Annotated in this window: 22 protein-coding genes and 1 tRNA gene; 7 read left to right on the top strand and 16 right to left on the bottom strand. The window is 62.2% G+C overall.

From position 1 onward, the window contains the following. Nucleotides 1–30: 30 nt before the first annotated feature. The 4 genes from HKX24_RS13815 to HKX24_RS13800 form a co-directional block, all read right to left on the bottom strand. Nucleotides 31–852 carry a bifunctional allantoicase/(S)-ureidoglycine aminohydrolase gene (locus HKX24_RS13815; protein ID WP_271693739.1) on the bottom strand — a complete coding sequence of 274 codons (822 nt, stop codon included), beginning with the start codon at nucleotides 850–852 and terminating at the stop codon, nucleotides 31–33. A gap of 163 nt (nucleotides 853–1,015) precedes the next feature. Then, the gene (locus HKX24_RS13810; protein ID WP_271693738.1) at nucleotides 1,016–1,573 is read right to left on the bottom strand and encodes a hypothetical protein; all 558 of its coding nucleotides are present in this window, start codon (nucleotides 1,571–1,573) and stop codon (nucleotides 1,016–1,018) included. A 93-nt stretch (nucleotides 1,574–1,666) separates the two neighbouring features. Then, complete coding sequence (locus HKX24_RS13805; RefSeq protein ID WP_168613015.1) at nucleotides 1,667–2,392, bottom strand: RlmE family RNA methyltransferase; 726 nt, start codon at nucleotides 2,390–2,392, stop codon at nucleotides 1,667–1,669. After that, nucleotides 2,392–3,510: a Ppx/GppA phosphatase family protein gene (locus tag HKX24_RS13800; protein WP_067266266.1), complete on the bottom strand. Its 1,119-nt coding sequence runs from the start codon at nucleotides 3,508–3,510 to the stop codon at nucleotides 2,392–2,394. The genes HKX24_RS13805 and HKX24_RS13800 overlap by 1 nt, the downstream gene beginning before the upstream one ends. A gap of 292 nt (nucleotides 3,511–3,802) precedes the next feature. Here HKX24_RS13800 and HKX24_RS13795 point away from each other — a divergent pair, with 292 nt between their 5' ends. Genes HKX24_RS13795 through HKX24_RS13785 form a run of 3 tightly spaced genes read left to right on the top strand, consistent with a single transcriptional unit; the run spans nucleotide 3,803 to nucleotide 6,149 of the window. Beyond that, a complete protein-coding gene (locus tag HKX24_RS13795) occupies nucleotides 3,803–4,099 on the top strand; it encodes a virulence factor (RefSeq protein ID WP_271693736.1) in 297 nt (98 codons plus the stop codon). A gap of 30 nt (nucleotides 4,100–4,129) precedes the next feature. Next, on the top strand, nucleotides 4,130–5,059 hold the full coding sequence (locus HKX24_RS13790; protein WP_276154060.1) for a methylenetetrahydrofolate reductase: 930 nt from the start codon (nucleotides 4,130–4,132) through the stop codon (nucleotides 5,057–5,059). A 10-nt stretch (nucleotides 5,060–5,069) separates the two neighbouring features. Then, entirely contained in the window at nucleotides 5,070–6,149 is a 1,080-nt protein-coding gene (locus HKX24_RS13785) for a methyltetrahydrofolate cobalamin methyltransferase (protein WP_271693733.1), read from the top strand. Nucleotides 6,150–6,248: 99 nt separating this feature from the next. Here HKX24_RS13785 and HKX24_RS13780 read toward each other — a convergent pair whose 3' ends face one another. The 12 genes from HKX24_RS13780 to HKX24_RS13725 all read right to left on the bottom strand — a co-directional run bounded on the left by HKX24_RS13780 (nucleotide 6,249) and on the right by HKX24_RS13725 (nucleotide 16,876). Beyond that, nucleotides 6,249–7,043, bottom strand: a complete 795-nt coding sequence (locus HKX24_RS13780; protein ID WP_271693732.1) for an SDR family NAD(P)-dependent oxidoreductase — start codon at nucleotides 7,041–7,043, stop codon at nucleotides 6,249–6,251. A 48-nt stretch (nucleotides 7,044–7,091) separates the two neighbouring features. After that, nucleotides 7,092–8,087 carry a zinc-binding alcohol dehydrogenase family protein gene (locus HKX24_RS13775; RefSeq protein ID WP_276154059.1) on the bottom strand — a complete coding sequence of 332 codons (996 nt, stop codon included), beginning with the start codon at nucleotides 8,085–8,087 and terminating at the stop codon, nucleotides 7,092–7,094. A gap of 194 nt (nucleotides 8,088–8,281) precedes the next feature. After that, nucleotides 8,282–8,358: transfer RNA gene (locus tag HKX24_RS13770), tRNA-Arg, on the bottom strand. 74 nt (nucleotides 8,359–8,432) lie between these two features. Next, nucleotides 8,433–9,653, bottom strand: coding sequence for a cysteine desulfurase (locus HKX24_RS13765; protein WP_271693730.1), 1,221 nt, complete (start codon nucleotides 9,651–9,653; stop codon nucleotides 8,433–8,435). 3 nt (nucleotides 9,654–9,656) lie between these two features. Further along, nucleotides 9,657–10,232, bottom strand: a complete 576-nt coding sequence (locus HKX24_RS13760; RefSeq protein ID WP_271693729.1) for a YIP1 family protein — start codon at nucleotides 10,230–10,232, stop codon at nucleotides 9,657–9,659. Nucleotide 10,233: 1 nt separating this feature from the next. Continuing rightward, nucleotides 10,234–10,716 (bottom strand): YIP1 family protein, encoded by a 483-nt coding sequence (locus HKX24_RS13755; protein ID WP_271693728.1) that lies wholly within the window; start codon nucleotides 10,714–10,716, stop codon nucleotides 10,234–10,236. Continuing rightward, entirely contained in the window at nucleotides 10,716–11,996 is a 1,281-nt protein-coding gene (sufD, locus tag HKX24_RS13750) for a Fe-S cluster assembly protein SufD (RefSeq protein WP_276154058.1), read from the bottom strand. Before sufD ends, HKX24_RS13755 begins: the two co-directional genes overlap by 1 nt. Beyond that, a complete protein-coding gene (sufC, locus tag HKX24_RS13745) occupies nucleotides 11,996–12,751 on the bottom strand; it encodes a Fe-S cluster assembly ATPase SufC (protein ID WP_271693726.1) in 756 nt (251 codons plus the stop codon). The genes sufD and sufC overlap by 1 nt, the downstream gene beginning before the upstream one ends. A gap of 83 nt (nucleotides 12,752–12,834) precedes the next feature. Continuing rightward, complete coding sequence (locus HKX24_RS13740; protein WP_271693725.1) at nucleotides 12,835–13,641, bottom strand: polysaccharide pyruvyl transferase family protein; 807 nt, start codon at nucleotides 13,639–13,641, stop codon at nucleotides 12,835–12,837. After that, nucleotides 13,641–15,164, bottom strand: coding sequence for a Fe-S cluster assembly protein SufB (gene sufB, locus HKX24_RS13735; RefSeq protein WP_209218955.1), 1,524 nt, complete (start codon nucleotides 15,162–15,164; stop codon nucleotides 13,641–13,643). The genes HKX24_RS13740 and sufB overlap by 1 nt, the downstream gene beginning before the upstream one ends. Before the next feature lie 36 nt (nucleotides 15,165–15,200). Continuing rightward, on the bottom strand, nucleotides 15,201–16,301 hold the full coding sequence (locus tag HKX24_RS13730; protein ID WP_271693724.1) for an aminotransferase class V-fold PLP-dependent enzyme: 1,101 nt from the start codon (nucleotides 16,299–16,301) through the stop codon (nucleotides 15,201–15,203). 113 nt (nucleotides 16,302–16,414) lie between these two features. Continuing rightward, nucleotides 16,415–16,876 carry an Rrf2 family transcriptional regulator gene (locus tag HKX24_RS13725; RefSeq protein WP_209218792.1) on the bottom strand — a complete coding sequence of 154 codons (462 nt, stop codon included), beginning with the start codon at nucleotides 16,874–16,876 and terminating at the stop codon, nucleotides 16,415–16,417. 172 nt (nucleotides 16,877–17,048) lie between these two features. Between HKX24_RS13725 and HKX24_RS13720 the strand changes: the two genes are divergently transcribed. The 4 genes from HKX24_RS13720 (at nucleotide 17,049) to HKX24_RS13705 (ending at nucleotide 19,830) form a co-directional block, all read left to right on the top strand. Then, nucleotides 17,049–17,702, top strand: coding sequence for an alpha/beta hydrolase (locus HKX24_RS13720; RefSeq protein ID WP_067262961.1), 654 nt, complete (start codon nucleotides 17,049–17,051; stop codon nucleotides 17,700–17,702). Then, nucleotides 17,702–17,938 carry a hypothetical protein gene (locus HKX24_RS13715; protein WP_209218794.1) on the top strand — a complete coding sequence of 79 codons (237 nt, stop codon included), beginning with the start codon at nucleotides 17,702–17,704 and terminating at the stop codon, nucleotides 17,936–17,938. Before HKX24_RS13720 ends, HKX24_RS13715 begins: the two co-directional genes overlap by 1 nt. Then, nucleotides 17,935–18,519, top strand: coding sequence for an HD domain-containing protein (locus HKX24_RS13710; RefSeq protein ID WP_271693723.1), 585 nt, complete (start codon nucleotides 17,935–17,937; stop codon nucleotides 18,517–18,519). The genes HKX24_RS13715 and HKX24_RS13710 overlap by 4 nt, the downstream gene beginning before the upstream one ends. A 96-nt stretch (nucleotides 18,520–18,615) precedes the next feature. Next, nucleotides 18,616–19,830, top strand: coding sequence for an NADP-dependent isocitrate dehydrogenase (locus tag HKX24_RS13705; RefSeq protein WP_271693722.1), 1,215 nt, complete (start codon nucleotides 18,616–18,618; stop codon nucleotides 19,828–19,830). The last annotated feature ends 275 nt before the right edge of the window (nucleotides 19,831–20,105 follow it).

The following is a 20,105-nucleotide window of genomic DNA, read 5'->3' as shown; positions in this document are numbered from 1 at the left end:
GGCGCTGGCCCTCGAGTTCCGCAAAGGCCCTCACCGGAGCTTCATATGCCGGTTCACGTCCTTATAAAGCAGATACCGGAACGGCCCCGGTCCGCCCGCGTAGCAAGCCTGCGGGCAAAAGGCGCGGAGCCACATGAAATCACCAGCTTCGACCTCGACCCAATCCTGGTTGAGCCGGTAGACCGCCTTGCCCTCCAACGCATAGAGCCCGTGTTCCATCACATGAGTCTCGCAAAAGGGGATCACCCCGCCGGGCTGTAGCGTGACGATGGTCACATGCATGTCATGACGCAGATCATTGGGATCAACGAACCGCGTGGTCGCCCAAACCCCATTGGTGTCGGGCATGACGTTCGGCTCGATGTCCTGCTCGTTCAGCACCAGCGGATCGGGGCGGTCCAGCCCCTCCACCGCCTCATAGGCTTTGCGGATCCAGTGAAAGCGCGTCACCGCGCCGCTGTCGTTTTTCAGCGTCCAATCGGCCCCCGCGGGGATATAGGCATAGCTGCCCTCGCGCATCGCGTGCTGCTGGTCCTCAACGGTCAGGGTGAAGCCGCCCTCGACCACGAAAAGCACCCCCTGCGCCTGCGCATCAAGCTCAGGCCGGTCCGAGCCGCCACCGGGCTGCACTTCCATAATATATTGCGAAAACGTCTCGGCAAAGCCGGTCATCGGGCGGGCGATGACCCAAAGCCGCGTGCCTTCCCAGAACGGCAGGAATGAGGTCACGATATCGCGCATCGTACCGCGCGGGAGAACGGCATAGGCCTCTGTAAAGACCGCGCGATCTGACAAAAGCGTTTTTTGATCCGGGTGGCCGCCGGTGGGTGCGAAATAGCTTGGGGGGGTCATCAACTCTCTCCGTCGGAATGGACTGCAGAATTGCCGCTTCCCAGCCCGAGGCCAAGGGTTTTATCGCTGAAGGATTGTTCGGGGATATTTGATAGTCCCGACCCCGCTTAGGGGTGAGCAACAGACCGGCCCCGCCTGCCGGGGCCGGTCTGCGAGGGCAGCCTCAGAAGAAAGCCGCCGCTTCCAACTCAACTGTAATCACCCCGATAATTGCGCCGTTCGACGGCTCCGTGATCGGCATCGAGACGCGGCTTTGATGGGCCTTCGACCTCTCGTCAACGGCCACCTGATCAATCACAAAAATTCCCGAGGGCGGCGAAAAACGGTTGCTGTTCTTGGGCTTGCCGCCCTTGAAATAGACTGAGGCGCTGCCGCTGGAGACCACGGTCAGCCCAAAGGCATCCAGCAAAGTCACCCCGGCAATCTGACCCTCGGCCCGGGCGATCTGCGTTTGGAGAAAGGCGGCAGCAATCGGGGCTTTCGGCTGGGGCACCCCGGCGCCCGGCCCGGTGACTGCCGCCGGCGTGACCGCCAGCGCATTCATTTCGCGGTGCCGCGCGTTCTGCTGTGCAATCGCATCGACAATGCGGGCATCATTGACCCAAGACAGCAATTCGCGGTCGATGTAATCGTTCACCGCCCAAGGCACTTCGGAGGCGGAAACCTTGAGCCCGGAACACAGGATGAAGATGAGCGATACAAGTGGCAGGTGTCGTAGCATCGGGAGCCCTCATGAGGTAGGCGGCACATATACCGCGGGAGAGCTACACCCTAACGTTTGACTGGTTTACGCCCCATGAACGGCGATGGCGGCTTAACCCTCTTCGCCCTTAAACCCTGTGGCCACCACGAATTTTTCCGACGAATCCGGGCGGCTTGCAGGTGGTTTGATATTGGCGACCTTGGCAAAACGGCGCTTGAGCAGCTTTTGCAACTCACCTTCCGCGCCGCCTGCCAGCACCTTGGCCACGAATGTGCCGCCCTCTTCCAACACATCGAAAGCGAAATAGGCCGCCGCCTCGCAAAGCGCGATGATGCGCAAATGGTCGGTCTGTTTATGCCCCGATGAGGCCGCGGCCATATCCGACATCACCACATCCGCCTTGCCGCCGAGCCATTCCTTGACCTTGAGGTCAGCGTCGTCCTCCATGAAGTCGAGCTGGTGCAACTCGCAGCCCGCAATCGGCTCCATCTCTTGCAGGTCGACGCCCAGAATGGTGCCCTGCGCTTTGCCCTTCTTTTCGCCCAATACGTTGCAGCGCTTGACGGCGACCTGACACCAACCGCCCGGCGCGGCGCCAAGGTCCACCACCCGCGCACCGGGGACGAGGAAACGATATTTATCGTCCAACTCCATGATCTTATAAGCCGCCCGCCCGCGATAGCCTTCGGCCTGCGCGCGTTTGACATAAGGATCGTTCAACTGCCGCTGCAACCAACGGGTGGAACTGAGCTTGCGCCCGCGTGCGGATTTCACCTTGACCTTGAGGTCACGCTGACCGCGCCCCGAGGTGTTCTTTCCGTCCGGTGTCTTGGCCATCAAAAGACCCCTTCTTCTAATACGCCATCGGCGCTCATCTGTGCATATAGCAGGCCTTCGCGCAGACCGCGATCCGCAACTGACAGCCTGTCGGTCGGCCAGCAGCGCATTAGGGCTTGCAGGATCGCAGCGCCCGACATGATCAGTGCGGCGCGGTCTTGGCCAATGCGCGGATCCGCGCGTCGCCCACCCGGCCCCATGGCGATATAGGAGTGGATCACCTTGTCGATCTGGGCGCTGGTCATGCTGAGGCCATCGACCTTTGTCCGGTCATAGCGTTTCAGGTTCAGGTGGCTCGCCGCGACGGTGGTCACGGTGCCCGAGGTGCCGACGATCTGGAACCGCTTTTGCGACTGGATCGTCTGATAGGGCGTGAAATCGGTGAGGTTTTCTTCGAAAAACCAGCTCATCAAAGCGAAACGCGCGGCGTCGTCTTCGACATCCGAAAATTGGTCGCGGAGCGTCGCGACGCCTAGCGGCACGCTGATCCAGTCGACCACCCGCGCGGCTGGCACGTCGGATTTCGCCTGATAGAACCCGCCCTGAAGCCGCATGATCGAGCGTGCGCGGTCGGCCCGCGGAACCTTGGAAATATCGATCCAGACCAACTCCGTCGAGCCGCCGCCGATGTCCACCACCAGCAGGTTTTCCGTCTTGCGACTGACCAGCGGCGCGCAGGAGATCACGGCAAGCTGGGCTTCTTCCTCAGGGCGAATAATGTCGAGCTTGAGACCGGTCTCGCGCTGGATACGGCGCATGAACTCCGCCCCGTTCTGCGCACGGCGGCAGGCTTCGGTCGCGACAAGACGCATGTTCTGCACCTTGTTGCGCCGTAATTTTTGCTGACAGATGCGCAATGCCTGAATGGTGCGCGCCATCGATCCGCGCGAGAGCCGCCCGGTCTTTTCCAAACCGGCACCCAATTGCACCGATTTCGAAAAACTGTCCACCACATGGAAACCGCTGCCCCGAGGCTGTGCGATCAACATGCGGCAGCTATTTGTACCCAGATCTAGGGCCGCATATAGCTCATTAGATCTGGGCGGAACTGGCGCGGGGCTCAGAGCCGGAATGTCTTTGTCGAGCGCACCCGCACCTTTGGGACGCTGTGGCGCCATGGTTACGCGCCTTTCATATCGAGTTGCCCCTAAGGTATTCCCTGCGCCCTGCCGGTGCAAGTGGTCGCGGTGCCTTGGGCCAATTTCCGCGGCGTCCGCGGGGCGCCCTCGCCCCGCCATCAGGGCCACCTCACAATCATCTTGAGAATAATGGGGGCGCCGCCCCCTCGTGATGGCAGGGCCAATGCGCTATCACCTCTCTCAAGTCGCGGATGGGTCGTGTTTTGTCGAAAAACGGCCCTGTCCTGACCGCGACGCTCGTTAGACAGGTTTAAACCGGAGGAATCGTCCCATGCCCGCAGTCACCATCGTTTACTGGCGCGACATTCCCGCTCAGGTGATCGTCGGCAAGGGCCGTCGCGGGTCAAAACGCCCCCTGCCCGAACGCTTTGAGCAGGCCATCGACCGCGCGGCGATGAAGATCGGCGCCGGAGATTCCGACGCCTATTTGGCGGAATGGCGCAAGGCGGAGCCTTTTGAGGTCGAGGGTGATCCCGACAGCATCGCCGATGCCGAAGCCGCCCGCATCGACGCGGAATACGACCGCGACCGGATTAAGCAACTGATTGACAACGACGGCTGGGCATAGCTTGCCAGCCCTATGATCAAGGACACGCTCATGGCACTTTTGAACTTCCGCAAAAAGGAAACACCGGCCCCGCAGGCGCCGGTGGCCGAAGTCGAGGCGCTGTTGAAAGATTACTCGATCGAGGTGATGCCCCGCACCGCCGAAAAGGTCGAGGATTTCCGCGCCCTGCTGCCAGAGGGCACCCGTGTCTATATCGCCCATATCGACGGCACCCCGATCGAAGACATGGTCGCCACCGCCGCGCGGTTGAACGCGGATGGCTTCAAGGTCATGCCGCATTTCCCGGCCCGCATCATCAAAGACCGCGCCACGCTGGCCGATTGGATCGCCCGTTATCAGGGCGAGGCCGATGTGCGCCAAGCGCTGCTCCTGGCGGGCGGTGTCACCACCCCGGCAGGGGATTTCAGCGACTCGATGCAGTTGATGGAAACGGGGCTGTTCGACAAGGCAGGCTTTACCCGCCTGCATGTTGCCGGCCACCCCGAGGGCAACCGCGATATCGACGCTGACGGGGGCCGCCTCAACGTCGATGCAGCGCTGAAATGGAAGAATGATTTCCAGATCCGCACCGATGCCGAAATGGCCATTGCCACGCAATTCGCCTTTGACGCGCAGCCGATTATCGAATGGGCTGACAGTCTTAAGGCCGCTGGTATCACCCTGCCGATCCACATCGGCATCGCGGGCCCCGCCAAACTGCAAACGCTGATCAAATTCGCCATCGCCTGCGGTGTTGGCCCCTCGCTCAAGGTGCTGCAAAAGCGGGCGATGGATGTCACCAAGCTGCTGTTGCCCTACGAGCCGACAGATGTGATCAGCGACTTGGCCGCCCACAAAGCGGCCCACCCGGATTTCAACATCACCCATGTGCATCTTTTCCCGCTGGGCGGGATCAAGACCAGCGCCACATGGGTCCAAGAGAATGGCGGCGCCTCTGGGGTGCCCGCCGACGCAGCCTGAAGGAAGTTACATGACCAGAACCGTCATCGAATCCAAGACCAAGACCGCCGTCATCGGCTTTGACGAGCCGTTTTGCGTGATCGGAGAGCGGATCAACCCCACGGGCCGCAAGATCCTCAGCCAAGAGCTGGAGCAAGGCGATTTTTCGCGGGTCGAGGCGGATGCCATCGCGCAGGTCGCCGCAGGCGCCACGGTGCTCGATGTGAACTCAGGCGCGGTCTTCTCCAACAAAATGGCCGAAGACCCGCGCTATGCCGACAACAACTTTGTCGAGCCGATGCTGATGCCGGAGCTGATCAAGGTCGTGCAAAACGCCGTCGACGTGCCGATCTGCATCGACAGTTCGGTCCCCGGCGCGCTTGAGGCGGGGCTTGAGGCCTGCGAAGGTCGCCCGCTGCTGAACTCCGTCACCGGCGAAGAAGAGCGGCTGGAGGTCGTGCTGCCACTGGTCAAGAAATACAACGTGCCTGTCGTGGCAATCTCCAATGACGACACAGGGATCTCCGAGGACCCGGATGTCCGCTTTGCCGTGGCGAAAAAGATCGTCGAACGCGCCGCCGATTTTGGCATTCCCGCCCATGACATCGTCGTCGACCCGCTGGTCATGCCGATTGGCGCCATGGCGACGGCGGGCCATCAGGTCTTTACCCTCGTCCGCCGTTTGCGCGAAGAGTTGGGCGTGAACACCACCTGCGGCGCCTCCAACATCTCCTTCGGGCTGCCCAACCGTCATGGCATCAACAACGCCTTCTTGCCCATGGCGATGGGTGCGGGCATGACGAGTGCGATCATGAACCCGGTGGCCGTGCCGCTGAACGCCACCAAAATCGCCGAAAAGCGGGCTGAGATTGCCGCCGCGGGGATCATCCTGCCCGAAGACATGGATGATGAGACCTTTGCGACGCTCTTCAACCTCGGCTCGACCAAACCCCGCCCGGGCAAGGAGATGGAGGCCATCCGCGCCGCCAACTTCCTCTTTGACCGTGACCCTCACGGCAGCGCTTGGATTGAGTTCAACAAAAGCGCGCCCAAAGCGGGTCAAGAGGGCCGCGGCCGCGCGGGCCGCTCAGGTGGGCGCCGCCGCCGCTAAGGTCGCCTGACAAGATCGAAAAGCCCCGCCAGCATCGCTCGGCGGGGCTTTTTCTTTTCTATACGGGCAGGTGTAAGTCTGAAACGACGTTTTCCGGCGCTACTCCGCCCGGTTCCCGCTCACCAATTCTTGGATCGCGGCCATGACGGCGGCCACATGATCGGGGTCTTTTGCCGCGCTATGCGGCTCATTGAACCCGCCCATGTCATTGTCGAAATAGGCGCCGGAGGCCCCTGCAAACTCATCCGAAAGCGCGGCGCGGGCAAGGATGTCGGCCCCGATGCTCAGGTCGTTCCCGGCGACGCCAAAGCCTTCCTTCACCATCTTCGACGCCAAGAGAGAGCCGGGGTTCACCGCGATAAAGAGCGGCCCGTCTTGATGCGCGCGGGCCATCTCTTGGGTCCAGATCGTGATCGCCAATTTGCTCTGCGCATAGGCCGCCATATCGTCAAGCGCCACATCGCCCCTAAGCGCGGCCACCTCCACCGGCGCCTGCGCGGCGGAGGAGAGGTTCACCACCCTGCCCGCCTTCGGAAGCACCGGCAGCAACAGTTGAACCAGCAGATAGGGCGCCAGCGTGTTGACCACGAAACGCGCGTCCAACCCGGCGTCGGTGCGCGGCTCAGGCAGTTTCAAGACACCGGCATTGTTGATCACCACGTCGATCTGGCTGTGATCGATGCGCAGCGCCTCTGCTAGCGTCACGACCTCTTCCAGCCGCGACAGGTCCGCGCGGTAGGTCTGGGGATTGCCGCCCACCTCCGCTGCGGCGGCGCTGAGTTTCTCGGCACTGCGCCCGTGCAGCAAAACGCTATGCCCCTGCGCGCTGAGCTTTTTGGCGGTCAACAGACCGATACCGTCGGTCGCGCCGGTGATGAGGATCGTCTTGGTCATCTGTCTCTCCTTGCTCTGTCTCTGCGGATGGGAAGCGGCTCTGCGCGATCACCACCCGCCCAGAACCTGCTTTCCGATCACCCGCCCGCTTTCCTGACGCTCATGGGCCGCGCGAAGGTTTTCCACATTTATCACGCCCGCATGTTCCGTCACGGTAGAGCGCAAAATGCCTGCGTCGATCATCTGCGACACCCGGTTCAACACGTCGCGCTGCGCAGTCATGTCCGCGGTCTGGAACATCGAGCGTGTGAACATGAACTCCCAATGCACGCTTAGGGCTTTCGGTTTCGCCGCTTTCATATCCAGCGTCTCAGGGTCGTCGATCAGCGCGATCTGCCCGCGCGGCGCGATGGCTTGGATGATGGCGGGCCAATGCGTATCGGTGGCCGTCAGCGCAGCGACATAGCTTGGCGTGAGGTCGAGCGCGGCAAGCTGCGCCACCAGATCGCCCCGGTGGTCCACCACATGATCCGCCCCCATCTTGCGCACCCAATCTTGGGTCTCTGGCCGCGAGGCGGTCGCGATCACGGTCAAACCGGTCAGGGCCTTGGCCAGTTGAATAAGGATCGACCCCACGCCCCCGGCCCCGCCGATGACCAAAATCGCCTCCCCCTCGCCAGCGCTCTCGGCCAGCCGGAAGGAATCGAACAGCATCTCCCAAGCCGTGATCGCGGTCAGCGGCAGACCGGCGGCCTCCACGAAATCAAGGGTTTCAGGCTTTCGCCCGACGATCCGGGAATCGACCGTGTGGAAGGCGGCATTGGTCCCCGCGCGGGTCACGTCCCCGGCATAGAACACCTCATCACCCACCGCGAAATCGGTTACCTCTGTGCCCAGTTCCACGACCACGCCCGCGGCATCAAAGCCCAAGACTTTCGGGCCATCCTCAGGCCCCGAAAGCGCGCGCAGCTTCACATCCACCGGATTGACCGAGATGCCCTTCACCTCCACCAAAAGATCATGTGGTCCGGGTGTGGGACGCTCAATTTCGAGCATCTCCAAAACCTCTGCCGGGCCGGTGGTGTTATAGCCGATGGCTTTCATTTCGTCTGTCCTTCTGCAGGGATATTACTGTTGGGCAGAAGATATCAGCTCGCTGGGCTGTATAAACCGGGGCGGAGACGGATAGAGTTTTTAGATACGGAGTATAATCCAAACGCTTGGCGAGCCCACGGCAAAGCCCCCCGCAGGCGAAGGCACAGCCCCCAACGCGACAAACGACATTCATATGGGAAAAATGGCGGACCCTAGAGGATTCGAACCTCTGGCCTCTGCCTTCGGAGGGCAGCGCTCTATCCAGCTGAGCTAAGGGTCCACTGAGGGGCGGTATAGCCAGAGCGCGCCGCCCCTGCAATGGGAAATCCGGGGGCAAGGGCGGCGAAATTCACCTTAGGCGAAAAGATCATGCGCCAATTCGAGGGCATCGACCAATGTGTCGACCTCGGCCCGGGTGTTATACATGCCAAAGGACGCGCGGCAGGTGGCCGAAACGCCGAGATGTGTCATCAGCGGTGCTGCGCAATGGTGCCCCGCCCGCACGGCCACGCCTTTCTTGTCGAGCACGGTCGAGATGTCATGCGCATGGGCGGCGCCGTCCAGCGTGAAGCTGAAGATCGCCGCTTTGTCCGGCGTCGTGCCTTGCAGGTTGAGCCAATTCAAACCGCCGAGCCGCGAGACCGCGTAGTCGCGCAGATCGTCCTCATGGGCGGCGATATTCTCCATCCCCAGATCCATCATGAACTCCAGCGCCACGCCCAAGCCGATGGTGCCGACGATTCCAGGGGTGCCGGCTTCGAACATCATTGGCGGGTCATTGTAGCTCACCGCGTCCTCGCTGACTTCGCGGATCATGTCACCGCCGCCGATGAAGGGGCGCATTTCGGCCATGCGCTCGGACTTGATATAGATCGCGCCCGAACCGGAGGGGCCGTAGAGTTTATGTCCCGTGACGGCATAGAAATCACAGCCGAGGTCCTGCACGTCGACCGGCATATGCACCGCCGCCTGCGAGCCATCGACCAAGACCGGAACGCCCTTCTCATGGGCGGCTTCGGTGATGGGTTTCACATCAACTTTCGTGCCCAAGACGTTGGAAAGGTGGGATATTGCAACAAGCTTGGTCTTGGGCCCGATGGCATCGATCACCGCCTGCGGGTCAAGCGCGCCGGTGGCGTCCACATCGACCCATTTCAGCACCACGCCCTGCCGTTCGCGCAGGAAATGCCATGGCACGATATTGGCGTGATGCTCCATCACCGACAGGACGATCTCATCGCCCGCCTGCATGCGCGGCATGGCCCAACCATAGGCCACGGTGTTGATCCCCATGGTCGCCCCGGTGTTGAGCACAATCTCATCTTCCGACCCGGCGTTGAGGAAGCGCGCCACGGTGCCGCGCACGCTTTCGTATTTGTCGGTCGCTAGATTAGAAAGATAGTGCAAACCTCTGTGAACGTTGGAATATTCATTCGCATAGGCTTGGGTAATCGCGTCGATCACCACCTGCGGCTTCTGGGCCGAAGCGCCATTGTCGAGGTAGACCAGCGGCTTGCCGTTCACCTCGCGATCAAGGATCGGAAACTGCGCCCGGACGGCTTCAACGTCGAACATGACTTAAACTCCCTGGGCGGTCAGCCCGATCAAAGACAGCAAAAGGCCCAACCCCAGCAAGACCCCAAGCGCGGCGCCCGCGAGCACTGCAGCGGCGTGGAACAGCCCCGGCAGATGCAAGAGTTCGGCCACGAAATTCAAAAGGATCCAAAGACCCCAAAATGTAGCGACGAAAGAGGCCAGCAGCGCCACCGGCGGCAGCGCCAAGGTCAGCAGCAAGATGCCCAGTTGCGCGCAGAGGCGAAGCGCCTGAAGCCATACGACGGCAGCCAGAAGCGGCGTCACCGCGCCCTGCCCGCCCAGTGCCCGGCCAACCCAAGTCAGCGCATGCACATAGAGCACCATCAACCCGGCCAGCAGCGCGAAGAGCACAAGCGGCGATTGGAAATAGCTCGGCAGCGCCATGGCGGGCGGCGCGATCACGAAGGTGGCAGAGATGACGAGCGCGTTCAGCGCGGCCACCAAGGCAAGGGACGTCCAGATGACATCATTGCCTAAAGGCAGTTCCGCAATCTGGCGCGCTGCCGCGCGGGGGCGGCGCAGGGTGGTCTGCGCAAGCTGGATCAAGACGCCGCTCATCTCAGCCCCGCTGCGCGGCGACAAGGCCCGCGATCCAGAACCAAAAGAACACGGCCAACCAGATCACCCCGACAATCTGCGCCTGTAGGCCCGGCCCGATGAACCCAAGCGCGAGGCCCAGCAACAAAAGGATCGGTGCAGAGGCAAGGAGCGACCAAACCAAGGTCAGCCGCACCGCATAACCGCTGAGCCGTTGGCCCGCGATCCGGCTGATCCCCCAGACCATCGCGGCCAAGCCATAGAGCAGCAAGGGCATCACGAAGATCCAGAAAAACGCACTCCAATACTGGCGCACCGCGAGCGGCCCGTCCGGATCGAGATGCGCGGCGCGGGCTTGATACGGCGACAGGGCCACGAAGATCAGCAGCCCCGCCATCAGCGCGAACATCAGCACGCGCACCTCATTGCGTCCCTGCGCAAGCAGCCCCGACATCACTTTGCCGGGGCCGCGGTAGGTCGCAACGATATCGCTGGTGACAGCCATCAGGCGCTACGACGCTCCAACCACGAGCTGAGACGCCCGGTGATTTCCTCCCGCAGTTCCTCGGCCTCGATCTCCTCCACCGCTTCGGCGAAGAAGGCGAGCGTCAGCAGGTCGGTCGCCTCGGCATGGGACACCCCGCGGGCGCGCAGGTAAAACAGCGCCTCCTCGTCGATCGCTCCGGAGGTCGAGCCATGCGAACAGGCCACATCGTCGGCGTAAATCTCAAGCTCTGGCTTGGCGAGGAACTGGCTGTCGCCATCCAGCAGCAGCGACTGGCTGATCTGGTAGCCATCGGTCTTCTGCGCGCCCTCCTTGACGAGAATCTTGCCCTGGAACACGCCGGTCGCGCCGTTGCGCAGCACCTTTTTGAACACCTGACGGCTTTCGCAGTTCTCGGCATCATGGGTGATGAAGACCGTGTCGTCATGGTGGAAATCACCATCGCCGACGCAGGCGCCCGCGACATGAGCCGAGGCATCGTCGCCAGTGAGTTCGATCACGCATTCGTTGCGCGTCAGCGCGCCGTTCACGGTAACGGTGAAGCTCTTGAACAGCGACTCGGTGCCCAAACGGGTAAAGACATGGGTCGCGGCACGGCGCTCGTGGTCACGGCCCTGTGCGCGCACATGGTGGAAGCGCGCAGTGTCGGCCACCTCAACCTCCATCACGGTGTTGAAGCGCGCAGCTGCGGGGCCGTTCTCCAAAAGCGTGACTTCGGCGCCTTTGTCGAGCTTTACCACATGGTGCAACATCGCGTCAGAAGTCTCTGATTTATGGGTATAAACCAGATTGATCGGCTTGCTCGGCGTGCCGGTGACGTGGATCAGGACGCCATCCGTCGCAAAGGCGGTGTTCAGCGCCGCGAGCGGGCGCTGCACCGGGGTCTGGCCGTTCTTTTCCAGCGTGCCGTAGAGGTCGCGCGCCCAATGCAGGTCGCTGTCCGCCGCGGCCAACCGTTCGATGCTGATGCCTTCGAGCGTGAGGTCATCTGAGGCGTCGGCATCGAACACGCCATCGACGAAGACGATGCGCAGACGCTCGGTGCCGTCGAACAGCGGCGCATCGCCGTGATCGAAGATCGCGGCGGGCTGCGCCTCGGGCTGGGTCAGCGTGTCGGGGCGGGTGAACTTCCAATATTCATCCCGGCGCTGCGGCAGGCCCATGGCGCGGACCCGCGCCAGCGCATCCTCGCGCGCCGCATGGCTCCAGCCACCCTGCGGTAGGCTGTGACGTGCGATCATCGCCTCGGTCGGTGTCTCTTTCAGTTGTGCTTCGGCCATTATGCCACCTCAGCAAGGATGTCTGCGTAACCGTTGTTCTCGACTTCGAGCGCGAGCTCAGGCCCACCGGTCTTGATGATGCGGCCATCATGCATGATGTGCACGACGTCGGGTTTGATGTGGTCCAGAAGACGCTGGTAGTGGGTGATGACGAGGAAACCACGGCCCTCGGTGCGCAGGGCGTTCACGCCTTCGGCCACCAGTTTCATCGCGTCGACGTCGAGACCCGAGTCGGTCTCGTCGAGGATGCACATCTTGGGCTCAAGCATGGCCATCTGCAGGATTTCGTTGCGCTTTTTCTCACCGCCGGAGAAGCCCATGTTGACGGGGCGCTTCAGCATGTCGGCGTCGATCTTCAGATCCTTCGCCTTGGCGCGGATTTCCTTGAGGAAGTCGGCGGCGGAGATTTCCTCTTCGCCGCGCGCCTTGCGCTGTGCGTTCACGGCGGTGCGCAGGAAGGTCATGTTGCCGACGCCGGGGATTTCCACCGGGTACTGGAAGGCGAGGAAGAGGCCCGCCGCGGCGCGCTCTTCGGGTTCCAGTTCGAGGATGTCTTCGCCTTCGAGTGTGGCGGAGCCGTCGGTGACCTCGTAGCCGTCCTTGCCCGAGAGCACGTAGCTCAGCGTGGACTTGCCCGAGCCGTTCGGGCCCATGATGGCGTGCACCTTGCCGGCCTCGACTTCCAGATCGACGCCCTTGAGGATCTGCTTGTCCTCTTCTTCCAGTTTCACCTGCAGGTTCTTGATGCTCAGCATTTCGGTCTCCTTCTGGCGCGCCTTGCGCCGCAATTCATGCTATTTCAATGTTGTCTCAGGGGCTTGCCCCTGCGTGTTAAAGTTCATGCCGCCCCCTGACGGGCGCAGAGCGCGGCGGGAAAGCTGTCTTTCAGCGCGGCGCGGCAGGCATTGATGCCGTCTTGGTAGGTCAGCGGCGCGTCGGGTTTGGGTGCCGCCGGAATATCGGCCAAGGCAATCGGCGCGCGCATGTCGCGCCCCACGGAGGCGGCGTAGTCGTGAAACTTCAGCCGCCCCTGCCCCTCGGGCGCCACCCAAGTGTTGGCCACGCCGTAAGCATCCGCCGTGATCAGCCCGTGCAGCGACGAGGCAAAGACATGGGCGCAGGCCGCGATGGCGGCACAGACCTGCTCCACCGGATCGCGCGGGTCGATCAGCACATAGGCGCTGTCGGAGGCGACGAGGTCCAGCAGGTCGGGATCGTCCGCCAGCGTGTGATGCGGCACGATGCCGATCTTGTCGCCGCGTGATCCCTCGCCGGGCAGCACCTCGTTCACCAAAAGCCCCGGATCACCGAAAGCCTCGGTCTCGACCCCCAATAGCGCCGCCGTCACCGGCCCGCGCAGCAGGGCAATCTCGATGTTCTTCAAGAACGCACGGCCCCCGGCGGGACGCAGCAACCCGCTGCCCCAGATCACCGGCTTGGCTCCCGCACGCGCCGTGTCGTAGTTCCGCCGCACGATCTGCAAAAGCGAGCCGAGACCAAAGACATCCGCCTCACCGACCGACGCATGCTCCACCCGCCGCCCCGAGACATGGCTCAAGATCAGCGGGCTCAGCGCATCGCCGAAATTCGGCTGCGCCTTCCACCAATGCAGGCGGAGGGGGGTATGCGCCGCGTCAAGGCTCATCAGCCGACGGAACCTTCCAGCGAGATCGCGACCAACGCCTGGGCTTCCATGGCGAACTCCATCGGCAGCGCTTGCAGCACGTCCTTGCAGAAACCGTTGACCACCAGCGCCACGGCCTCTTCCTCGTCCATGCCGCGCGAGCGGCAATAGAACATCTGGTCGTCGTCCACCTTGGAGGTGGTCGCCTCGTGCTCAACGCGGCTCGAGTTGTTCTTCACCTCGATATAGGGCACTGTATGCGCCCCGCATTCCGAGCCGATCAACAGGCTGTCACACTGGGTATAGTTGCGCGATTCCTTGGCCTTGGGGTGCATCGAGACGAGGCCACGGTAGGTGTTCTGTGCCTTGCCGGCCGAGATGCCCTTGGACACAATCCGCGACTTGGTGCGCTTGCCGAGATGCACCATCTTGGTGCCGGTGTCGGCCTGCTGCATGTTGTTGGCGATGGCGATAGAGTAGAACTCGCCCTGGCTGTCGTCGCCGCGCAGGATGCAGGACGGGTATTTCCAAGTCACGGCCGAGCCGGTCTCGACCTGCGTCCACATCACCTTCGCGCGGTCGCCGCGGCAATCGGCGCGCTTAGTCACGAAGTTGTAGATACCGCCCTTGCCGTCCTCGTCACCGGGGTACCAGTTCTGGACGGTGGAGTATTTCACTTCCGCGTCTTCCTCGACGATGATCTCGACCACGGCGGCGTGCAACTGACTCTCGTCGCGCTGCGGCGCGGTGCAACCTTCGAGGTAGCTCACGTAAGAGCCCTTGTCGGCGATGATCAGCGTGCGTTCGAACTGGCCGGTGTTCTCGGCGTTGATGCGGAAATAGGTCGACAGTTCCATCGGGCAGCGCACGCCCGGCGGGACATAGACGAAGGACCCGTCGGAGAAGACGGCGGAGTTCAGCGTCGCGTAGAAGTTGTCCGACACCGGTACGACCGAGCCGAGGTACTTCTTCACCAGATCAGGGTATTCGCGGATCGCCTCGGAAATCGAGCAGAAGATCACGCCGGCCTTCTTCAACTCTTCCTGGAAGGTTGTGCCAACGGAGACTGAATCGAACACCGCGTCCACCGCCACCTTGCGGCCCTCGGCAGGCGCATCCTCGGCGCCTTCGACACCGGCAAGGATCATCTGCTCCTTCAGCGGGATGCCGAGCTTCTCATAGGTCGCCAGCAGCTTCGGATCGACCTCGTCGAGCGACTTGGGCTTCTCGGCCATGCTCTTCGGACGGGCATAGTAATATTGTTCCTGAAAGTCGATTTCAGGATAATCCACCATCGCCCAATCCGGCTCTTCCTTGCTGAGCCAACGGTTGTAAGCTTCAAGCCGCCATTCGGTCATCCACTCAGGCTCGCCGTTCTTCTCCGAGATCAGCTTCACGATCTCCGGCGTCAGCCCTTTGGGCGCGTATTCCATCTCGATGTCAGTGGACCAGCCGTATTTATACTTGCCGCCGACTTCGCGCACGGCATCCACGGTTTCCTGGTCAACGCCTTCCTTGACGCCATCATTCTCTTTCAGGGTCATATTTTCCAAGGTTTCAGTTCCTTTCCGTGGCGGCGCTCAGGCGGCCCGCGTTTCGTGCTTTTTCAATTTGGCGGTCCAGCTCGTGGCGAACCGCAGGATATCTTCCCGGGTGGTGTCGAGGCCCAGCGACACCCGGATCGCGCTGGCGGCCTGTGTTTCATCAAAGCCCATGGCGCGCAATACGGCACTGGCGCGCACCTTGCCGCTGGAACAGGCCGACCCCGCCGAAATGGCAAAACCGGCAAGGTCCATCTGCATCACTTGGGTCTCGCCCTTCCAGCCGGGCGTGATGATACAAGAGGTGTTGGGCAGGCGCTGAGCGCCTTTCCCTACAAAAATAGTCAGACTTGTGGCATCCGCAAGGGTCGCTTCCAGCAAATCACGCTGTTCTGCCACCTCTTCCCAACGCCCCGCAGCCAGATCGGCCGCCGCCGCCTCAGCCGCCGCGCCGAACCCTGCAATGGCGGGGATATTCTCGGTTCCCGAACGGCGGCCCATCTCCTGCCCGCCGCCGCGCAGCAGCGCATGTTCGGCCAGATCAATGCCGCGTTTGACGATCAAGGCGCCGATCCCCTTGGGCCCGCCCAGCTTATGCGCCGAGACAAGGATGAAATCCGCGCCCGAGGTCGCCATTTTGAACCGGGTCTTGCCGAGCGCCTGGACCGCATCGACCAGCACATAGGGCGTGCGCTCCATCGCCCAACATTGCTGCGCCAAAGGCATGGTCTGCTGCAACACACCCGTCTCGCTGTTCGCGGCCTGTAGGGCCACAACATCGGCCCCCGCCGCAGCGGTCAGGTCACCGTCCCAAACACCCTCCGCGTCGACGCCCAAACGCGCCGCCTGCCCCCAAGACAGAACCGCGTCATGTTCCACCGCTGAGGTCACAACCCGCGCCCCCATCGCAGCCGCAAGCGCCGCCGCCTCGGTCGCACCGGAGGTAAAGATCACATCGACCGGATCACAGCCCACAAGCCCCGCCACCTGCACCCGCGCGCGCTCGACCACGGCCTTGGCCGCACGCCCCTCGGCATGGACCGAAGATGGGTTGCCGGGCAGGTCCATCGCCGCAATCATCGCCGCGCGCGCCTCCGCCCGCAGCGGCGTGGTCGCGTTATGGTCAAGGTAGACCCGCATCCTTCATCCTTTTCCAAATACCGCGGGGGTCCGGGGGCAGCGCCCCCGAAATTCCACATCACCACCTGCACAGACCACAGCCGCCAAAGCGCCCCCGTTGCCCAAAACCACCCTCATGACTCATCCACCACGGCAAAGAGGGTCGGCACCGCCGGACAGGGGGCCAGCTCATTCTCAACCACATCCGAAAGGCGCGTCTGGTGCAGGAAAACATAAACATGCGCGCTCAGCCCCTGCCAGAGCCGGTTGGTCAGCGATTGCGCCCGGCTGCCCGACAAACCGCCCGAGGCGCCCGCCCCCTTGTGCATCGCATCCACCGTCTCATCCACCGCCGCCAGCACATCGACCACGCGAATATCCGCCGCCGGACGCGCCAAACGATACCCGCCGCCCGGACCCCGGACAGAGGTCACCAATTCGGCCCGGCGCAGCTTGACGAACAACTGCTCCAGATAGGGCAAAGAGACCGACTGCCGCTCGGCAATGTCGCCCAGAGACACCAAGGTGCCGTCGGGTTGCAGGGCAATATCGGCCAAAGCGACCATCGCGTAGCGCCCTTTGGTAGATAGCTTCATCGTCTCACCCTCACCCGCCGCGCCATTTGATTGACGTGGGCGGCTTAAATGCCTAAGTCCAAAGACTGATCCACGCGACACTGCGCGGAACCAGATTAGAACCGTTCTAAGGTGGCCTAGCGAATTCGTCAACTATTCGCGGCGATCTTTGAACCCCTAGACAGGGATACCCATGCCCGAGGTTATTTTTCCCGGACCCGAAGGCCGCCTTGAAGGCCGCTACCACCCCCAAAAAGAACGTGACGCCCCGATTGCCATCGTGCTCCATCCGCATCCGCAGTTCGGCGGGACGATGAATCACAAGGTCGTCTATAACCTGCACTATGCGTTCTACAACATGGGTTTCACCGTGTTGCGGTTCAACTTCCGCGGCGTGGGCCGCAGTCAGGGTGAGTACGACCAGGGCATCGGCGAATTGTCCGATGCGGCCTCGGCGCTCGACTACCTGCAATCGATGAACAACAACTCCAAGCATTGCTGGGTTGCGGGTTTCTCCTTTGGCGCATGGATCGGGATGCAACTGCTGATGCGCCGGCCTGAGATTACGGGCTTCATCTCGGTCTCTCCGCCTGCGAATATGTACGACTTTTCCTTCCTCGCGCCCTGCCCGGCCTCGGGTCTGGTGATCAACGGCACCGCCGACCGCGTGGCGCCGCCCGCCGATACCACGAACCTCGTCAGCAAGCTGCACGAGCAAAAGGGCATCACGATCACCCATCAAGAGATCGAAGGCGCCGGGCATTTCTTTGAAGAGCCGCATATGGACACGCTGATCACCTCGACCAGCGACTATGTCAAACGCCGCCTGACGGAATCCACACGCTGATGGCGGACGCGGTCGTCACCCAACTGGCCAATAAATTGGCCGAGGAATGTCTCGCCGTACAGGCCGAGACGGGCGAAGACCGCTTGTTCATGGAAGTCGGCGAGGTGCTGGGCGCCTCGTCGCAAACACTGGAAGAAGCCTTTCTCACCGCCGTTCGCACCCGGATGGCGAACGACAAGGCCCGCGCCTTTCTGGCGCGCAAGCTGCGCGATCATCGCGGTAAGGGCGGCGCATGACAGAGCGGCTGGACAAGCAGATCGCCTTTCTGAACGAGGCCGACAAGCTGAAAACCGTGCTGCGCGGCACCACCCTATGCGATGCCAGCCGGGCGGAAAACTCTGCCGAACATTCGTGGCATCTAACGCTCTATGCACTGGTGCTGGCCGATCAGGCAGGCCCAGAGGTCGACATCAACCGCGTCATCAAGATGCTGATCCTGCACGACCTTGTCGAGATCGACGCGGGCGACAATCCGATCTTTGGCGACTATGACGCCGCAGAGATGGAAGCGCAGGAACAAATCGCCGCCGACCGCATCTTTGGCCTGCTGCCCGGCGATCTGCGTGATGACCTGCGCAGTATTTGGGAAGAGTTCGAGGCCGCCGAAAGCCCTTCTGCCCGCTTTGCCAAATCGCTCGACCGGTTCCAGCCGCCGATGCAGAACCTCGCCTCCGGCGGCGGAAGCTGGACCGATTACAACGTCTCAGAAGCGCAGATCGAAGAGAAGGTCGGCCGCAAGATCGCCATCGGCGCCCCTGCCCTTTGGTCTTATGCCCGCGCCCGCATCGGCAGCTTTTTTGCCGGGGTCGGCGCCTGACCGCGACCATCGGCATACCATGGTATACGATCTTTCTCTTTGGCCCCGAATAGGCTAAAGCACGGCCAAACGCACCCTTAAACAGAGGAATTCGTCATGTCGAAGATCAAGGTAGAAAACCCCATCGTCGAACTCGACGGCGATGAGATGACCCGGATCATCTGGGATTTCATTAAAAAGAAGTTAATCACGCCCTATCTTGACGTTGACCTGAAGTATTACGACCTCGGCATCGAAGTACGGGACGAGACTGACGACCAGATCACCGTCGACGCGGCCCATGCGATCCGCGAACATGGCGTCGGCGTGAAATGCGCCACGATCACACCTGACGAGGCGCGGGTTGAGGAGTTCGGCCTCAAGCGCATGTACCGCAGCCCCAACGGCACCATCCGCAACATCCTCGGCGGCGTGATCTTCCGCGAACCGATCATCTGCCGCAACGTGCCGCGCCTCGTGCCGGGCTGGACGCAACCGATCGTGGTTGGCCGCCATGCCTTCGGCGACCAATACCGCGCCACTGATTTCCGCTTCCCCGGCAAAGGCAAGCTGACCATCAAATTCGTCGGCGATGATGGTGAGACCATCGAGAAGGAGGTCTTTGACGCGCCGTCGGCTGGCGTCACCATGGCGATGTACAACCTCGACGATTCGATCCGCGATTTCGCGCGCGCGTCCTTCAACTACGGTCTGAACCGTGGCTGGCCGGTCTATCTCTCGACCAAGAACACGATCCTGAAGGCCTATGACGGGCGGTTCAAAGACCTGTTCCAAGAGATTTTCGATGCGGAATTCGCCGAGGACTTCAAGAAGAAGAACATCTGGTACGAGCACCGCCTGATCGACGACATGGTCGCCTCGGCGATGAAATGGTCGGGCGGCTATGTCTGGGCCTGCAAGAACTACGACGGCGACGTGCAGTCGGACACCGTGGCGCAGGGTTTCGGCTCACTGGGGCTGATGACCTCGCAACTGATGACGCCGGACGGCAAAATCGTCGAGGCCGAGGCCGCCCATGGCACCGTCACGCGCCATTACCGCCAGCACCAGAAGGGCGAGGAGACCTCGACCAACTCCATCGCCTCGATCTACGCTTGGACCGGCGGGTTGAAGCACCGGGGCAAGCTGGACGAGAACACCGCGCTGATCAACTTCGCCGAGACGCTGGAGAAGGTCGTGGTGGATACGGTGGAATCGGGTTTCATGACCAAGGACCTCGCCCTGCTGGTGGGGCCGGATCAGGGTTGGCTGACGACCATGGGGTTCTTGGAGAAGGTGGATGAGAACCTGAACAAGGCGCTGGCGGGCTAAGCCTGTCGGATGTGTGGAATGACAGAGGGCCGCAGCGATGCGGCCTTTTTTCGCTTTTGCCGCCCGGCCCGGAATCAAGCCGTAGGCGCCGGGCCATCGCCTGCCCGCCCGTCACGCCGGAGGCGTGCCGCTATAAAGGGGGCGCACCTTCGGTGCGACCGGGTAGGCGATTTGGTTAGGCTGGGCGTGACCTCGCGGAACGCACAACATTGCTGAGCCATAAAGTGGCACGAGGCCACCTTAGATCGCCCACCCGCGGGCAGGCGCCGGCCCTC

The sequence above is a fragment of the Sulfitobacter sp. M85 genome (genome assembly GCF_029285915.1).
GTDB classification, from domain to species: domain Bacteria; phylum Pseudomonadota; class Alphaproteobacteria; order Rhodobacterales; family Rhodobacteraceae; genus Sulfitobacter; species Sulfitobacter faviae.
Note: the sequence above shows the minus strand (reverse complement) of the source record. Positions and strands in the feature narration are given on the sequence as shown.

Excerpts from the sequence above, each read along its gene's own strand:
- HKX24_RS13705 (WP_271693722.1), top strand. The coding sequence starts at position 18,616 with ATGTCGAAGATCAAGGTAGAAAACCCCATCGTCGAACTCGACGGCGAT.
- HKX24_RS13790 (WP_276154060.1), top strand. The coding sequence starts at position 4,130 with ATGGCACTTTTGAACTTCCGCAAAAAGGAAACACCGGCCCCGCAGGCG.
- HKX24_RS13810 (WP_271693738.1), bottom strand. The coding sequence starts at position 1,573 with ATGCTACGACACCTGCCACTTGTATCGCTCATCTTCATCCTGTGTTCC.
- sufB (WP_209218955.1), bottom strand. The coding sequence starts at position 15,164 with ATGACCCTGAAAGAGAATGATGGCGTCAAGGAAGGCGTTGACCAGGAA.
- HKX24_RS13725 (WP_209218792.1), bottom strand. The coding sequence starts at position 16,876 with ATGAAGCTATCTACCAAAGGGCGCTACGCGATGGTCGCTTTGGCCGAT.
- HKX24_RS13765 (WP_271693730.1), bottom strand. The coding sequence starts at position 9,653 with ATGTTCGACGTTGAAGCCGTCCGGGCGCAGTTTCCGATCCTTGATCGC.
- HKX24_RS13760 (WP_271693729.1), bottom strand. The coding sequence starts at position 10,232 with ATGAGCGGCGTCTTGATCCAGCTTGCGCAGACCACCCTGCGCCGCCCC.
- sufC (WP_271693726.1), bottom strand. The coding sequence starts at position 12,751 with ATGCTGAGCATCAAGAACCTGCAGGTGAAACTGGAAGAAGAGGACAAG.
- HKX24_RS13740 (WP_271693725.1), bottom strand. The coding sequence starts at position 13,641 with ATGAGCCTTGACGCGGCGCATACCCCCCTCCGCCTGCATTGGTGGAAG.
- HKX24_RS13720 (WP_067262961.1), top strand. The coding sequence starts at position 17,049 with ATGCCCGAGGTTATTTTTCCCGGACCCGAAGGCCGCCTTGAAGGCCGC.
- HKX24_RS13805 (WP_168613015.1), bottom strand. The coding sequence starts at position 2,392 with ATGGCCAAGACACCGGACGGAAAGAACACCTCGGGGCGCGGTCAGCGT.
- HKX24_RS13780 (WP_271693732.1), bottom strand. The coding sequence starts at position 7,043 with ATGACCAAGACGATCCTCATCACCGGCGCGACCGACGGTATCGGTCTG.
- HKX24_RS13815 (WP_271693739.1), bottom strand. The coding sequence starts at position 852 with ATGACCCCCCCAAGCTATTTCGCACCCACCGGCGGCCACCCGGATCAA.
- HKX24_RS13715 (WP_209218794.1), top strand. The coding sequence starts at position 17,702 with ATGGCGGACGCGGTCGTCACCCAACTGGCCAATAAATTGGCCGAGGAA.
- HKX24_RS13795 (WP_271693736.1), top strand. The coding sequence starts at position 3,803 with ATGCCCGCAGTCACCATCGTTTACTGGCGCGACATTCCCGCTCAGGTG.
- HKX24_RS13730 (WP_271693724.1), bottom strand. The coding sequence starts at position 16,301 with ATGCGGGTCTACCTTGACCATAACGCGACCACGCCGCTGCGGGCGGAG.
- HKX24_RS13785 (WP_271693733.1), top strand. The coding sequence starts at position 5,070 with ATGACCAGAACCGTCATCGAATCCAAGACCAAGACCGCCGTCATCGGC.
- HKX24_RS13755 (WP_271693728.1), bottom strand. The coding sequence starts at position 10,716 with ATGGCTGTCACCAGCGATATCGTTGCGACCTACCGCGGCCCCGGCAAA.
- HKX24_RS13710 (WP_271693723.1), top strand. The coding sequence starts at position 17,935 with ATGACAGAGCGGCTGGACAAGCAGATCGCCTTTCTGAACGAGGCCGAC.
- HKX24_RS13775 (WP_276154059.1), bottom strand. The coding sequence starts at position 8,087 with ATGAAAGCCATCGGCTATAACACCACCGGCCCGGCAGAGGTTTTGGAG.
- HKX24_RS13800 (WP_067266266.1), bottom strand. The coding sequence starts at position 3,510 with ATGGCGCCACAGCGTCCCAAAGGTGCGGGTGCGCTCGACAAAGACATT.
- sufD (WP_276154058.1), bottom strand. The coding sequence starts at position 11,996 with ATGGCCGAAGCACAACTGAAAGAGACACCGACCGAGGCGATGATCGCA.